The sequence below is a fragment of the Blastococcus sp. SYSU D00813 genome (assembly GCF_054050735.1).
On record NZ_JBJGZX010000012.1, the window covers coordinates 126083 to 139625 of the forward strand.

Sequence of the window (13543 nt, forward strand, 5' to 3'; positions counted from 1 at the left end):
CGACCCGGAAGTACGCTGCGCGGCCATGCGTACGAGCTGGGCTGGGATCGGCCTGACCGTGGCCGCCCTGCTCCTGGCCGGGTGCGGGAACGGGGACGACGGCGGCTCCGCCGCGACGCCCGGGACCTCTGCCGCCGAGGAGTCTGCCGCCGAGGAGTCCGCCGGCGAGGGGACGACCGCGGTGGAGGTGCCGGAGGGTGCCCGTTACGTCGCCCTGGGGAGCTCGTTCGCGGCAGGACCGGGCATCGAGCCGCAGGGCCCGGAGTGCGGCCGCTCCGGCCGCAACTACGCCAGTCTCGTGGCCGCGGAGCTCGACCTGCAGCTCGTCGACGTCACCTGCAGCGGTGCGACCACCGCGAACGTCATCGACACCCCGCAGGACGCGGCCCCGCCGCAGGGTGACGCGGTGACGGCCGACACCGCCCTGGTCACCGTGACCGTCGGCGGCAACGACCTGGGCTATGCCGCCACCACCTTCGCCTGTGGTGACCCGGCCACGACGTGCACCGCGGCCCAGGCTGCCCGGGAGGACCAGTACCCGGCCCTGCGGGAGTCGCTCACGACCATGTTCGAGCTGCTGCAGCAGAGGGCTCCCGAGGCGACGGTCGTCCTCGTCACCTATCCCGTCCTGGTGCCCGAGGAGGCGTGCGCGCAACTGACGTACACGCCCGAGGAGGCGGAGATCGTGCGGACGGTCGGCGAGCGCCTGCAGGAGGTGTTCCTCGACGTGGCAGCCGACGCCGGCGTCCTCGTCGCCGACCCCTACGGCGCCGACGGCGACCACGGTCCCTGCGCCGCCGAGGGCGACCGCTGGGTCAACGGCAGCACCGGCGGCGACGGCGTCCCCTACCACCCGAACTCCACGGGACACCAGGCCATGGCCGACCTGGTCCTGGAGGCGCTCGCCGGCTGACCGCACCGGCTCCGGCGATCAGGCCGTCCCGGCCCGCGCGGCTCAGCCGCCGGCGCAGCAGACGGCGGCCGGGACGTGCCCCCTCCGCAGCCTGACCGCGGCCTGGACGGCGCGACGGGTCGCTCGCGCCCAGCGGCCGGGCCGGCAGCAGCGGGCGATGGCGGCGAGCCGGGCGGACGTCGCGGCGCGCTGCAGCGCAGCGGTGCGGTCGGCGGCGACCAGCTGGGCGACCTCAGGCGTGATCACGACGAGCTCCTCCTCCAGCCGGTGGTCAGCAGCAGGCGGCCGCGGGAGCCGGCTGCCGGGCGTCGGTGGACCCGGGTGCCGCGGTGTCGGTGGTGCCGCAGCAGACTCCCTCTGCGGGTGCCCGGCCGGCGTCGACGGGAGCCTGCGGGCTGCTGCCGAAGGTGTCGCTGTCGGCGAGCACGGTGTAGACCTCCCAGCGCTCGCCGCCGGGGCCGGTCACCCACACCTTGTCCTGGGTGGCGAAGCAGCAGGTGGTGCCCATCTCCTCGTCGGTCACGAGGCCCTCGCCGGAGAGCCGGGCGATCTCGGCGCGGACCTGCTCGGGAGAGTCCACCTCCACACCGAGGTGGTTGAGGCCGCCACCCCTGCCGGGGTTCTCCAGCAGGACGAGCTTCAGCGGCGGCTCGGCGATGGCGAAGTTGGCGTAGCCGGGCCTGCGCTTGGCCGGGTCGACGCCGAACAGCGTGCTGTAGAACGCGACGGCCGTCTCCAGGTCGTCGACGTCGAGGGCGAGCTGGACGCGGGACATCCGGACCTCCAGGGGGTTAGACGTTCATCTAAGTGGTGGGGACCACGGTGCCAACCTCTTTGACGTTCGTCAAGTAGGTGGGATGCTCGTCGTCATGCCGAAGGCCCTGCCCGTCATCGACGCCACCGCGCCGGTCTGCTGCGCCCCCGTCGCGGCCGCTCCCATGGACGAGGGCTCGGCCCTCGAGGTCGCGGTGCGACTGAAGGCCCTGGCCGACCCGGTGCGCCTCCGGCTCCTGTCGCTGCTCCTGGCACAGGCGGAGGTCTGCACGTGCGACCTGGCCCCCGCGGTCGGGCTGACCGAGGCGACCGTGTCCCACCACCTCGGACAGCTCAAGAAGGCCGGCTTCGTCTCCGGCGAGCGCCGCGGGATGAACGTGTACTACCGCGCCCACCGCGACGCGCTCGGCGCGATGGCACAGGTCATCGACCCGGCCTGCTGCTGAGCACCCCCGAGGGACCGCCGTTCACCGGCTGTTCGCTTGCCGCGCCGGCGCCGACCACGTCTGATCAGCGCGTGCTGACATCACCGGTGACTGACGAGTTGCTCCGGGCGCTGGCCGATCCGACCCGCGCGCAGATCGTGGAGCTGCTCGCCGGTGAACAGCTGTGCGTCTGCCACCTGGTCGCCGAGACCGGCGCCACGAGCTCCAACCTCAGCAACCACCTCCGGCTGCTGCGCACGGTCGGCGCGGTGGAGGCCGAGCCGGCCGGGCGCTACACCTACTACCGGCTGCGCCCGGAGGTCCTCGAGGCGGTGTCGGCCCACTACGCGGCCCTGGCCTCGCGCGCACGCCTGGCGCTGGCGGTGAAGCGCCCGTGCGACTGACCCTGCTGGCCCGGCAGGCTCTCGCCGAGTTCCTCGGCTCGGCCGGGCTGGTCGCCGTCGTCATCGGCTCCGGCATCGCCGCGTCCCGCCTGTCCCCCGGTGACACGGGACTGCAGCTGCTGGAGAACGCGCTGGTCACCGGCGCCGGCCTCGCCGCGCTCATCCTCGCGTTCGGCCCGGTCTCCGGGGGCCACTTCAACCCGGTGGTCACCCTCGCCGACCGCGTCCTCGGGGGCGTCTCCACACGACAGGTCGCCGTCTACCTGCCCGCGCAGCTGGCCGGCGGCGTCGTGGGTGCGATCGCGGCCAACCTCATGTTCGACCTGCCCGCCGTCGACCTCTCCGGCCGCGTGCGCTCCTCCGGCTCGCTGTGGCTGTCGGAGGCACTGGCCACCTTCGGGCTGGTGGTGCTGGTCTTCGGCCTGGTCCGGGCCGGCCGGAGCGCCGTGGCGCCGTTCGCGGTCGGCGCGTACGTCACCGCCGCCTACTTCTGGAGCTCGAGCACGTCGTTCGCCAACCCGATGATCGACGTCGCGCGGATGCTGTCGGACACCTTCGCCGGGATCGCCCCGTCCTCGGTGCCGATGTTCGTGTTCATGCAGCTGATCGGCGCGGCCGCCGCCGTGGCCACGGTGCTCGTGCTCCACCCCGGCGTCACCGAGGACGCCGACGCGGCCGTCGTCCCCTACGACGGCCCCCGCCCCGCGCCCGCACGGGCGCAGCGAGGAACGCGGCGGTGACCGTGACCGGCAGGCCCAGCGTCCTGTTCGTCTGCGTCCACAACGCCGGCCGCTCCCAGATGGCCGCCGGCTGGCTGCGCCACCTCGCCGGCGACGGCGTCGAGGTCCGCTCCGCCGGCTCCGTCCCGGCCGACCGGGTCAACCCGGCCGCCGTCGAGGCGATGGCCGAGGTCGGCATCGACATCACCGACCAGGCGCCGAAGGTACTCACGACCGGGGCCGTCGAGGCCTCCGACGTCGTCATCACCATGGGCTGCGGCGACGCCTGCCCGGTCTTCCCCGGCAAGCGCTACCTCGACTGGGCGCTCGAGGACCCGGCCGGCAAGGGCGTGGAGTCGGTCCGCCCCATCCGCGACGAGATCGAGAGCCGCGTCCGGAGCCTGCTCGCCGAGCTGCAGGTCACGTGACCCCGAGCCGCCGGGCACCCGCAGCGGCGCCTCGGCGGAGGCAGCGGAGGCAGCCCCAACAGCTGCCTGTTCAACTGCTGGGGCCGGGCCACTGAACCCCCCGCGGAGCACAGCTCCGAGACCACGGTGAGGGCCGGCACGGCGGCCGGCCACCTGACCCGCAACCGGATGGCGCGCACCCGATCCGCCGTCGGCGACGAGTTCCGCGGCTCCGGCCGGCGCTGCACCGCGCAGGCGGGCGCCACCGCGCCCTGCGCGGACGACCCCACTCTCACCGGGCCGACGACAGCGGCACCTCCAGGCACACGTGGGTGCCCTCCCCCGGCGCCGTCCGGATGTCCAGCCCGGCGTCGGCGGCCGCCGCCAGGTCGGTGAGCAGGTCGAGGCCGAGGTGCCCGGCGCGCGAGCGGCTCAGGGTCGCCCCGAGGTCGAACCCCGCACCGTCGTCCCGGACGTCGAGGACGACGCGGTCGGCGAAGCGGGTGACCGTGACCTCGACCAGGGCGGCCCCGGAGTGCTTGGCCACGTTCTGCAGCGTCTCCTGGGCGACCCGGAACAGCAGGGTGGCCGCGTCCAGCGGCAGCTCGAGCTCCTCGGGGATCCGGACCTGCACCTCGATCCCCCGGGCGCGCAGCCGGTCGGCCAGGTCCGCCAGCGCCGAGGCCAGCCCGGCCCGCTGGAGGTTGGGCGGGTAGATCTCGACCAGCAGCGACCGCAGGGACCCGGCCGACCCCCGCAGCGCGGCCGCCGCCTCCGCCAGGACGGCGGCCACGTCCTGCGTCGAGTGGCGGCCCGAGGGGTCGCGGAGCTGGTCGGCCGCGCCCGCCACGAGCAGCGCGGCCGCCGAGACGTCCTGCACGATCCCGTCGTGCAGGCTGCCCGCGATGCGCCGCCGCTCCTCGTTCGAGGACTCGAGCGCCCGGACCTGCAGCGCCTCCCGCTCGCGCTGCTCGGCACGGACCTTCGCGAGCATCCGGCTGGCGAGCGGCAGCTGCAGGGCGAGCAGCGCCAGCAGCACCGTGAGCGAGATCGGCGCGAACTGCCACCAGATGTCCGCCTGCCGGGCCGTCGCCTCCTCGTAGGACGAGTGGGTCTCCAGCAGCAGGACGCGGTCGGCCGGGTCGCGGACCTGCCGGTACACCTCCAGGACCTGCCCCGACGTGCCGTCCAGCTGGTGCTCCGGGCGGCTCCCGTCGGTGACTGCGGCCCGCGTCGTCCCCTCCGCCACCGTGGGCAGCTCCTCGCCCTCCGGCAGGCGCTCCCCGATCAGCCGCGCGTCGACGGAATAGACGATCGTCCCGTCCTCGCGCCAGATGTGGAGACGGCTGACGGAGGCGGCGTCCAGCCTCCCGCGCAGCGCCGCGTCCATCACCGCGACGGCCTCGGGGTCGGACTCCGCGAGGCCGCTGCGGAGGTTGGGCTCCACGACGAGGCCCGCGAGCAGCTCGGTGGCGCGCCGGGCGTCGGAGATCGCCTCCTCGGTGGCCGCCTGCCGCGTGGCCCAGACGCTGCCGCCGAACAGCAGGGTGACGACGACGAGGTTCGCGATGACGAACCGTCCGGCGACCCGTCCGACCGGCGGCAGCCCCAGCCGGCGCCGCCCCGGCGCCCCGGTGCCCTCGACGAGGCTGACCGACAGCAGTCCGCCGGCGTCGGCACGCGGCCGTGCCGCACTGGGCTCGGGGCCCGATCGCATCCCGTCCCCTCCCCGTGCGGGTCGCCTCCGGCCGGTGCGCGTCCCCGTGGCGCCCCGGTCCCGTCGGCGTCTGACGGTTGTGCCACCTGACCGGTGCTCCGCACAAGTGCCTGACGTCCTGGGCCACGGGGGCCCGGCACGGAGTCATCCGTCCGGGGAGATCCGCACACCCGGGCGGGCCCCCGTGGTTCGGGGTCTGGCGGGTGCCGAGACGGTCCCGCACCATGACGGCCCGGGTACTGGGAGGTCGGGACGTGCTGGGTCGGGATCGCGCGGTCGTGGCGCCGCGCCGGCGTCGGCTGCTCCTGGTCGGGCCGGCCTTCGTCGCCGCGATCGCCTACGTGGACCCCGGCAACTTCGCCACGAACTTCTCCGCCGGCGCCGAGTACGGCTACCTGCTGCTGTGGGTCATCGTCCTGGCCAACCTCATGGCGATGTTCATCCAGAGCCTGTCGGCCAAGCTGGGCCTGGCCACCGGGATGTCGCTGCCGGAGAACTGTCGGCAGCAGTACCCCCGCCCGGTCGTGCTCGGGCTCTGGGCCCAGGCCGAGGTGGTCGCCATGGCCACCGACCTGGCCGAGATCGTCGGCGGCGCGGTGGCCCTGCACCTGCTCGTCGGGATGGACCTGTTCACCGGCGGGCTCGTCACCGGCGCCTGGGCCTTCATGCTGCTCGCCCTGCAGGCCCCGGGCGACCGGCGCTACATCCACGCGGTGACGACCTACTTCTGCATGATCGTCGTCGCGTTCCTGCTGCTGCTGTGGAGCGCGGACATCGACGGGTCCCGCGCGGCCGGCGGCCTGGTGCCGCGCATCGACGACCTGGGCAGCGTCGTGCTGGCCGCGGGCATCCTCGGCGCCACGGTCATGCCGCACGCCATCTACCTGCACTCCGCGCTCGTCAGCGAGACCTCCGACGCGCACACCCTGCCGCAGAAGAAGGAGGCGCTCCGCGCGCAGCGGACCGAGGTCACGGTGGCGATGGGCCTGGCCGGGTTCGTCAACGTGGCGATGCTGCTCGTGGCGGCCGCCCTGTTCGCCGGCTCCTCGCTCGGCGAGGAGACCCTCGAGGGTGCCCACGAGGGGTTCGGCACCGTCGGTCTGGCGGCGCTGCTGTTCGCGATGGCGCTGCTCGTCTCGGGCTTCGCCTCGTCGAGCGTCGGCACCTACGCCGGCCAGGTGATCATGGAGGGGTTCCTGCGCCGCCGGATCCCGCTGTTCCTCCGCCGCGCGCTCACGATGGCGCCCGCGCTGGCCATCCTGGCGCTCGGCGTCGAGCCGACCAGGGCGCTGGTGATCTCGCAGGTGGTGCTGTCGTTCGGGATCCCGTTCGCCCTGGTGCCCCTGCTGCTGCTGACCCGGCGGCGCGACGTCATGGGCGACCTCGTCAACCGCCGCGGCACCACCCTGGTCGCCGTCCTGGTGACGGTGCTGATCCTGACGCTCAACGCGGTGCTGCTCCTGCTGCTGCCCACCTGAGCCGGCGCACCCTCAGCCCGCCGCGAGCCGGCGCGCCTGCTCGGTGACGGCCGCGAGGAACGCGGCCAGCGGCGGCGCCGCGGGGCTGTCCCGGGTGACCAGGACCAGCCGACGGCGGACCGCGGCCTCGGCGACGTCGCGGACGGCCAGCGCCGGGTCCGCGGCCGGGAGCGTGAGCGCCGGCAGCAGGCCGACGGCGCCGGTGGTCCGGACGAGCTCCAGCTGGACGTCGGCGTCGTTGCTGCGGTGGCGGACGTCGGGGTCGAAGGCCCCCAGCGACCGGCAGGCACCGACGACGAGCGCGGAGTGACCGGTGCCGGCGGCCGAGGCGACCCACACCTCGTCGCGCAGGTCTGCCAGCGCGACGGCGGCGCCTCCGGCCGCGGCCGGGTGCCCGGCCGGCAGCACCACCTGCAGCGGCTCCTCCAGCAGCGCCCGGAAGCGCAGTCCCGCCGGGCGGGGACGCGGGTGCCCGTCGTACTCGTCGCTGACGACGACGTCGAGTGCGCCCAGCCGCAGCTCGGGCAGCGCCTGCTCGAGCTCCAGCTCCGAGACCTCCACGCGGACCTGCGGGTGCCCGGTCCGCAGGCGCGCCACGACGGGGATGAGCACGCGCCGGGTCGCCGACTGCAGGCCGCCCGCACGCACCGTCCCGCGCACCTCCGCGGTGAGCGCCGCCAGGTCCGCCCGGGCCGCGTCGGCCGCGGCGAGCAGGACGCCGGCGTGGCGGGCGAGCAACCGGCCGGCGTCGGTGAGCCGGACGCCGCGGCCGGCCCGCTCGAGCAGCCGCGCACCCGTCTCCCGCTCGAGGACGGCGAGCTGCTGGGAGACCGCCGAGGGCGTGTAGCCCAGCGCGGCGGCCACCGCGGCGAGGGTCCCCCGCTCCTGCAGCTCGAGGAGCACGCGGAGCCGGCGCAGGTCCAGGACGTCCATGAAGCGATTCTCACGTGTCGACTCCAGGAACGGTCACTGGACCTGATCGGTCCGTCCGGGGACGCTGCTGGCCGTGGGTCCCCTGCTCTGTCTCGTGTCGGCCGCGTGCTTCGGCGCCATGGCGGTGTTCGGGAAGCTCGCCTTCGCCGCGGGGGTCCCGCTCGGGACGCTGCTGCTCCTCCGGTTCTCCCTCGCGGGCCTGCTGCTGGGTCTCCTCCTGCTCGTGCTCCCGGCGACCCGGTCGGCGCGGGACCGCGCCGCACCGCGTCCCGGCCTGTCGCGGCGCCTGGTCCTGGTCGGCCTCGGCCTGGGCGCCGTCGGCTACGTCACCCAGGCGGGCCTGTACTTCTCCGCCCTGGAGCGCGTCGACGCGTCCCTGGTCGCCCTGGTGTTCTACGTCTACCCGGCGCTGGTCACCGTGGTCGCCGTCCTCCTCGGCCGCGACCGCCTCACCCGGGCACGGGCGGCGGCCGTGCTGGTCGCGTCGGGCGGGACGCTGCTGGTGCTCGCCGGCGCGGGCGGCCTGCGCTTCGACGCCGTCGGCGTCGCCATGGCCTTCGGCGCCGCGGCCACCTACACCGTCTACATCCTGGTCGCGGACACCACGGTGCACCGGGTGCCGCCGGTGGTCCTCTCAGCGCTGGTGATGTCCGGCGCCGCGCTCACCCTCGCGCTGCGGACCGTGCTGACCGGCGGCGTCGACCTGGCGCTGCCGGCGGCCGGCTGGCTGTGGGTGGGCTGCATCGCCGTGGTGTCGACGGTCGTGGCCATGCTGACCTTCTTCGCCGGCCTGCGCCGGACCGGACCGTCGACCGCCGCGACGCTGTCCACGGCCGAGCCGGTCGTCACCACGGCCCTCGCCGCGCTGGCGCTCGGCGAGTTCCTCACCCCGGTCCAGCTCGCCGGCGGGCTGCTGGTCCTGATCTCGGTGGTCCTCGTGCAGCTACGGCCGAGGGCACCGCGGACGGCGCCGGTCGAGCCCCTGCCGGTCCCGGTCGGCGCCGGTCACCAGCGCACCGGCGTGTAGCAGTCGGGCAGCATCGGGTCCGGGTCGCGATCGCCGTCGCCGTCGGTGTCGACGCCCATGGGGCACTCCCCGTCGGTCTCCGCCGGGACGGAGGACCCGCGGGTGGGGGTGACCTCCTCGACGTCGGCCTCCTCCGTGCTCCCGGTGCACCCGGCGGTGCCGCCGGCCGCGCAGGCCAGCGCCACCACGATCCCCGCGATCGTCCGTCTCACGTCGGCGCCCCCGGCTGGTCCGCTGGCCTCGTCCCCGTCGATCGTGGCCGAGGAGGCACCCGCCGTCCACGGGAGCTGCCGGACCGCGGTCCTGGACCGACCTGGTAGGCCTGCCCCATGCAGCACTACGACGTCTTCTCCTGGGTGTACGAGTCCGGGACCGAGCTCCTGCACGGGGGACACCGGCGCGAGGCGGTGGACCTGCTCCGGCTGCGGCGCGGGCAGACCGTCCTCGACGTCCCGACCGGCACCGGGGCGAGCCTCCCCCTGCTGCGCGAGCGGGTCGGCCCCTACGGCCGGGTCCACGCCGTGGACCACTCCGCCGGGATGCTCGCCAAGGCCCGGTCCAAGGTCCGGGCCGCGGGCTGGCGGAACGTCGCCCTCCTCCAGGCCGACGCGCGGGTGCTCGACGCCGACCTGCTCGGCACCGACTCGGTCGACGCCGCGTTCTGCATGCTGGGCCTGAGCGTCGTGCCCGACTGGGAGGACGTCTTCCAGCGGGTGTTCGACCTCGTCCGCCCGGGAGGCCGCATCGCCCTCATGGACCTGTACCTCGACGGCCGGGTCGACAGCGGGATCGCCAACACCTACTACCGCCTGCTCGCCCAGGCCGACCAACGCCGGCGCTTCTGGGAACCGCTGGAGCGGCAGGTGGACGACCTCGAGACCATCGACCACACCTGGTTCGGCGGGGTGGCCCGGATCGTCGGTGCGACCAAGCCCGCCTGACGACCGGCCGGCCCCGCTCCCGCGGAGGGACCCGCTCCGGGTGAGGGGGGAGGCCGTCTCACCCCTTCAGGTGACGAGTGGAGTCGCTCCACTGCGCTCCCCGGGACCACCGGCCGATCCCCTCCCCATGAAGACGCATGGACCGTCGGCGCCCGCGCAGCGGCGTCCCGTCCTCGCGCTGTACCTGAACGTCGGACTCGCCGTCCTCTTCGCCACCGGCGTCTGGGTCCGCCCGGCCGGGGACTCGTGGGACCGCGCCTACGACGTCGTGCTCTTCAACCTCCCCTACCTGGCAGCGGCCTGGGCGCTGTTCGCCGCCGGCGCCCGCGTCCGCATCGACCGGCTGGCGTGGTGGGGCCTCGGCGTCGCGCTGTCCCTGAGCGCCGTCGGCAACGCCCTGCGCGTCCTCGCCGCGGGCGTCGAGGGCAACGGCCCGTCCTCGCCGCTGGCGAACCTGATCTCCCTCGCCGGGTACCTGACGCTGTACGTCTTCGTCGTCGGCGTGATCAAGGCCCGGGTGCCGCGCTTCCACCCGAGCATGTGGCTCGACGGCCTGATCACCGCGCTCGGCAGCCTCTCCCTCGGCATCGCGCTCGTCCTGGGCCCGTACCTGATCCCCGGCCCCGGGGAGACGGCGGTGCCCGCCATCGAGCTGACCAGCCCGACCATCAGCGTGGTGCTGCTCGCGATGCTGGCCGCGGTCGGCTCGATCCTCGGCATGCGGATGGACCGCACGCTCGTCCTGGTGATCGCCGGCCTGGTCTGCGTCTGCGCCTCCGACCTCATCTACTTCACCCTGAGCGTCCGCGACGCCTACGTGGACGGCGGCCCGCTGGAGCTGGGCTGGCTCGCCGGTGTCGTCCTGGCCGCCGTCGCCGCCACGATCGCGACCGACCGCCCCGCGCCGGTCGACCGCGGCGGCTCGCGCATCGGCTGGCGCCTGCTCGTGGTGCCGCTGGCCTGCATCGGCGCCAGCCTGTTCGTCCTCGGGTCGGGCTGGACCCACCCCATCCCGCCGGTCTGCGCCTGGCTGGCCATCGCCTGCGTCGTGGCCGGCATCGCCCGGATCGCGGTGACCTTCCACGAGGTGCGCAGCTTCCACCAGGTCAAGCAGGAGTCCCGCACCGACGAGCTGACCGGCCTGCCCAACCGCCGCGCCCTGCTGGAGTCCGCGCAGGACGTGGTGACCGCGGCGGCCCCCGACCGGCCGGCCGCGCTGCTGCTGCTGGACCTCGACGGGTTCAAGGAGGTCAACGACAGCCTCGGGCACTCGGCCGGCGACGAGCTGCTGCGCCAGATCGGCCCGCGGCTGCGCCGCGTGCTGCGCACCGACGACGTGCTGGCCCGCCTCGGCGGTGACGAGTTCGCCGTCCTGCTGCCGACCGCCGACGCCGTGCGCGCCCAGGCCCTGGCCGAGCGGCTGCGGGAGCTGCTGCTCGAGCCGTTCATGGTGACCGGCATCCGGCTGCACGTCGGCGTGAGCGTCGGCGTCGCGACGACCCCGGCCCCGGCCTCGACCGTCCAGGAACTGCTGCACTGCGCCGACGTCGCCATGTACTCGGCCAAGGCGGCGCGCGAGGGCGTGCACGTCTACGTCCCCGACCCGGTGACGGGCACGGCCGGCAGCGACCGGCTGCGCACCATGGAGGAGCTGCGGACCGCGCTGGAGGCCGGCGACCAGCTCGTCGTCTTCCTGCAGCCGCAGATGGACCTGCGCGACGGCGCCATCGTGGGCGCCGAGGCGCTGGTGCGGTGGAACCACCCGACCCGCGGCCTGCTCTCCCCCGCCCACCTGCTGCCCGCCGCCGAGCAGGCCGGCCTGCTGCGGCCGCTGACCGACGTGGTGCTCGAGCTGGCCCTGGCGGCCACCACGCGGTGGTGGAACGACCGGCACGTGCCCGTCTCGGTCAACCTGTCGGCGGCCAACGTCACCGACCTCGACCTGCCCGAGAAGGTGGCCGCGGCCCTGCGCCGGCACGGCCTGCCCACCGAGGCCCTGACCCTCGAGCTGGTCGAGGACACCCTCATGGCCGACCCCGAGCGGGGCCGCGCCGTCCTGGCCGACCTGCGCCAGCTCGGGGTCCGGACGTCGATCGACGACTACGGCACCGGCTACAGCTCGCTGGCCTACCTGCGGCACCTGCCCGCCGACGAGCTGAAGATCGACCGCAGCCTGACGGCGGACGTCGACCGTGACCCCCGCGCCGCGGCCATCGTCCGGCACACCGTGGCGCTCGCCCACGACCTCGGCCTGCACCTGGTCGCCGAGGGCGTGGAGACCGCGTCGACGAGCGCCGCGCTCGCCCGGCTGGGCTGCGACGTCGCGCAGGGCTACGGCATCGCCCGCCCCATGCCGGTGGACGACTTCCTGGTCTGGCTGTCGGCGGCCGACGCCGGCGTCCTGGACCCGGCACTGCTCCGCGAGCTCAGCGGCGGGGTGGCCTCGGCCTGAACGTGACGCGTCGGGATGCGGACCATCACGTTTCGTTGTCTCGACACGCCGTGAGCGGACCAGCGCTTTCTGTAGCGAACGGGTCACCATGATCACGTGACGCCCTCTCCCACCGCCGACCTGCTGCGCCCCCGACTCCTGCGGAACGCCGACCGTGCCGCCACGCCGGCCGCTCCCGGCGAGTGGCGCGACCTGGCGCCGGAGATCCTCCGGCAGCGGCTGGTGGTCGAGGGCGTGCCGGCCCGTCCGGTCGACGACGAGCAGATCCGCGCCTACCTGTCCGACCTGTCCCGCGCGGTCGACATGGTCCAGCTCATCGAGCCGGTGACGCACCGCTCGGACGCCTACGGCTGGGCCGGCTGGATCCACTGGGAGACCTCCGGCGCCCACTTCTACGCGTGGGAGCAGCCGCGGCTGTTCTTCTCCGTGGACATCTACACCTGCAAGGCGTTCGACCCCGACGCTGCCGTCGCGTTCACCCGCGACTGGTTCGCCGCCGACCCGGTCGTCGCGAAGTCCTTCTGAGATGCCGCTCCGGCTGCTCGTCGCGCACACCCCGGCCGAGCGCGACGCCGCCCGCACGGTCGAGGCGGCGGTGTTCCTGCAGGCCTTCGGCAACACCCCGGAGGTCATGGAGGCCGAGTACGGGCCGTTCGAGGAGCGCTCCCGCTTCATCGTGGTCCTCGACGAGGAGGGCGGGACGGCGCTGGGCGCCTGCCGGCTGGTCCTCGCCGACCCCGCCGCCGGGCCGGTGAAGACCCTGGTGGACGTCGCCGGGGACCCCTGGCACGTCGACCCCGACGCCGCCGTGCGCGCGGCGGCGCCGTCGGGCGGGCCGGTGTGGGACGTGGCCACCCTGGCCGTGGACCGCCGGTTCCGCAGCGGCGCCGCGGGCGCCGAGGTCACCCTCGCGCTGTGCCACGGCCTCTACCGCTACTCCCGCAACTGCGAGGTCGCCGGCTGGGTGACCGTGCTGGACGACCGCGTGCTGCGGCTGCAGCACATGATGGGGATCCCCTGGGTGGCCATGCCGGGCGCGACGTCCCGGGAGTACCTGGGGTCGGGCGCCAGCACGCCGTGCACCTGCGTCATCGAGGACATCGCCGGCAGCATCCGCGCGACGCGTCCCGAGCTCGCCCCGGCCCTGCTCGAGGGCGTGCTGCGGTCGATCGCCGTGGACCCCGACGACCTGCTGCCCGGCCGCGGCGAGCTGCTCGGCGAGCCCGACCCGATGCCGCTGCCGGCCCCTGCCCGCCGGGACACCAGCGGCTGGCGCCCGCCGACCGCCCGCCGCGCGGCCGACCCCGTCGCGTGAGCGGAGTCGCTCGAGCGCGGTTCCTGCGCTCGAGCGAC

General features: G+C 74.9%; 16 protein-coding genes. 11 read left to right on the forward strand and 5 right to left on the reverse strand.

Features of this window, described 5'->3' with window-relative positions; translation table 11 throughout:
- Positions 1-25 precede the first annotated feature (25 nt).
- Positions 26-913, forward strand: coding sequence for an SGNH/GDSL hydrolase family protein (locus tag ACI8AX_RS11155; RefSeq protein WP_456549874.1), 888 nt, complete (start codon positions 26-28; stop codon positions 911-913).
- A 42-nt stretch (positions 914-955) separates the two neighbouring features.
- On the opposite strand, the gene ACI8AX_RS11160 is transcribed toward ACI8AX_RS11155, so the two are convergent.
- Entirely contained in the window at positions 956-1159 is a 204-nt protein-coding gene (locus ACI8AX_RS11160) for a hypothetical protein (RefSeq protein WP_456549875.1), read from the reverse strand.
- Positions 1160-1184: 25 nt separating this feature from the next.
- A complete protein-coding gene (locus ACI8AX_RS11165; protein WP_456549876.1) occupies positions 1185-1688 on the reverse strand; it encodes an ArsI/CadI family heavy metal resistance metalloenzyme in 504 nt (167 codons plus the stop codon).
- Positions 1689-1782: 94 nt separating this feature from the next.
- On the opposite strand from ACI8AX_RS11165, the gene ACI8AX_RS11170 reads away from it, so the two are divergent.
- The 4 genes from ACI8AX_RS11170 (at position 1783) to ACI8AX_RS11185 (ending at position 3663) form a co-directional block, all read left to right on the forward strand.
- A complete protein-coding gene (locus ACI8AX_RS11170; RefSeq protein WP_456549877.1) occupies positions 1783-2133 on the forward strand; it encodes an Rv2640c family ArsR-like transcriptional regulator in 351 nt (116 codons plus the stop codon).
- Positions 2134-2219: 86 nt separating this feature from the next.
- The gene (locus ACI8AX_RS11175; protein ID WP_456549878.1) at positions 2220-2516 is read left to right on the forward strand and encodes an ArsR/SmtB family transcription factor; all 297 of its coding nucleotides are present in this window, start codon (positions 2220-2222) and stop codon (positions 2514-2516) included.
- Positions 2507-3256 carry an aquaporin gene (locus ACI8AX_RS11180; RefSeq protein ID WP_456549879.1) on the forward strand — a complete coding sequence of 250 codons (750 nt, stop codon included), beginning with the start codon at positions 2507-2509 and terminating at the stop codon, positions 3254-3256. The genes ACI8AX_RS11175 and ACI8AX_RS11180 overlap by 10 nt, the downstream gene beginning before the upstream one ends.
- On the forward strand, positions 3253-3663 hold the full coding sequence (locus tag ACI8AX_RS11185) for an arsenate reductase ArsC (protein ID WP_456549880.1): 411 nt from the start codon (positions 3253-3255) through the stop codon (positions 3661-3663). Before ACI8AX_RS11180 ends, ACI8AX_RS11185 begins: the two co-directional genes overlap by 4 nt.
- Before the next feature lie 271 nt (positions 3664-3934).
- On the opposite strand, the gene ACI8AX_RS11190 is transcribed toward ACI8AX_RS11185, so the two are convergent.
- Positions 3935-5359: a sensor histidine kinase gene (locus ACI8AX_RS11190; RefSeq protein WP_456549881.1), complete on the reverse strand. Its 1425-nt coding sequence runs from the start codon at positions 5357-5359 to the stop codon at positions 3935-3937.
- Positions 5360-5613: 254 nt separating this feature from the next.
- Between ACI8AX_RS11190 and ACI8AX_RS11195 the strand changes: the two genes are divergently transcribed.
- The gene (locus tag ACI8AX_RS11195; protein WP_456549882.1) at positions 5614-6837 is read left to right on the forward strand and encodes an Nramp family divalent metal transporter; all 1224 of its coding nucleotides are present in this window, start codon (positions 5614-5616) and stop codon (positions 6835-6837) included.
- 12 nt (positions 6838-6849) lie between these two features.
- Here ACI8AX_RS11195 and ACI8AX_RS11200 read toward each other — a convergent pair whose 3' ends face one another.
- Complete coding sequence (locus tag ACI8AX_RS11200; protein ID WP_456549883.1) at positions 6850-7770, reverse strand: LysR family transcriptional regulator; 921 nt, start codon at positions 7768-7770, stop codon at positions 6850-6852.
- A 73-nt stretch (positions 7771-7843) separates the two neighbouring features.
- On the opposite strand from ACI8AX_RS11200, the gene ACI8AX_RS11205 reads away from it, so the two are divergent.
- Positions 7844-8797, forward strand: a complete 954-nt coding sequence (locus tag ACI8AX_RS11205; RefSeq protein ID WP_456549884.1) for a DMT family transporter — start codon at positions 7844-7846, stop codon at positions 8795-8797.
- Here ACI8AX_RS11205 and ACI8AX_RS11210 read toward each other — a convergent pair.
- Positions 8776-9009 carry a hypothetical protein gene (locus tag ACI8AX_RS11210; RefSeq protein ID WP_456549885.1) on the reverse strand — a complete coding sequence of 78 codons (234 nt, stop codon included), beginning with the start codon at positions 9007-9009 and terminating at the stop codon, positions 8776-8778. The genes ACI8AX_RS11205 and ACI8AX_RS11210 overlap by 22 nt on opposite strands.
- A 117-nt stretch (positions 9010-9126) precedes the next feature.
- On the opposite strand from ACI8AX_RS11210, the gene ACI8AX_RS11215 reads away from it, so the two are divergent.
- The 4 genes from ACI8AX_RS11215 (at position 9127) to ACI8AX_RS11230 (ending at position 13505) form a co-directional block, all read left to right on the forward strand.
- Entirely contained in the window at positions 9127-9738 is a 612-nt protein-coding gene (locus ACI8AX_RS11215; protein ID WP_456549886.1) for a class I SAM-dependent methyltransferase, read from the forward strand.
- 127 nt (positions 9739-9865) lie between these two features.
- Positions 9866-12190 carry a putative bifunctional diguanylate cyclase/phosphodiesterase gene (locus ACI8AX_RS11220; RefSeq protein WP_456549887.1) on the forward strand — a complete coding sequence of 775 codons (2325 nt, stop codon included), beginning with the start codon at positions 9866-9868 and terminating at the stop codon, positions 12188-12190.
- Positions 12191-12286: 96 nt separating this feature from the next.
- Positions 12287-12715: an S-adenosylmethionine decarboxylase gene (locus ACI8AX_RS11225; RefSeq protein ID WP_456549888.1), complete on the forward strand. Its 429-nt coding sequence runs from the start codon at positions 12287-12289 to the stop codon at positions 12713-12715.
- Position 12716: 1 nt separating this feature from the next.
- The gene (locus ACI8AX_RS11230; protein ID WP_456549889.1) at positions 12717-13505 is read left to right on the forward strand and encodes a hypothetical protein; all 789 of its coding nucleotides are present in this window, start codon (positions 12717-12719) and stop codon (positions 13503-13505) included.
- Positions 13506-13543: the final 38 nt, after the last annotated feature.

Excerpts from the sequence above, each read along its gene's own strand:
- ACI8AX_RS11155 (WP_456549874.1), top strand. The coding sequence starts at position 26 with ATGCGTACGAGCTGGGCTGGGATCGGCCTGACCGTGGCCGCCCTGCTC.
- ACI8AX_RS11165 (WP_456549876.1), bottom strand. The coding sequence starts at position 1,688 with ATGTCCCGCGTCCAGCTCGCCCTCGACGTCGACGACCTGGAGACGGCC.
- ACI8AX_RS11170 (WP_456549877.1), top strand. The coding sequence starts at position 1,783 with ATGCCGAAGGCCCTGCCCGTCATCGACGCCACCGCGCCGGTCTGCTGC.
- ACI8AX_RS11190 (WP_456549881.1), bottom strand. The coding sequence starts at position 5,359 with ATGCGATCGGGCCCCGAGCCCAGTGCGGCACGGCCGCGTGCCGACGCC.
- ACI8AX_RS11200 (WP_456549883.1), bottom strand. The coding sequence starts at position 7,770 with ATGGACGTCCTGGACCTGCGCCGGCTCCGCGTGCTCCTCGAGCTGCAG.
- ACI8AX_RS11215 (WP_456549886.1), top strand. The coding sequence starts at position 9,127 with ATGCAGCACTACGACGTCTTCTCCTGGGTGTACGAGTCCGGGACCGAG.
- ACI8AX_RS11220 (WP_456549887.1), top strand. The coding sequence starts at position 9,866 with ATGAAGACGCATGGACCGTCGGCGCCCGCGCAGCGGCGTCCCGTCCTC.
- ACI8AX_RS11230 (WP_456549889.1), top strand. The coding sequence starts at position 12,717 with ATGCCGCTCCGGCTGCTCGTCGCGCACACCCCGGCCGAGCGCGACGCC.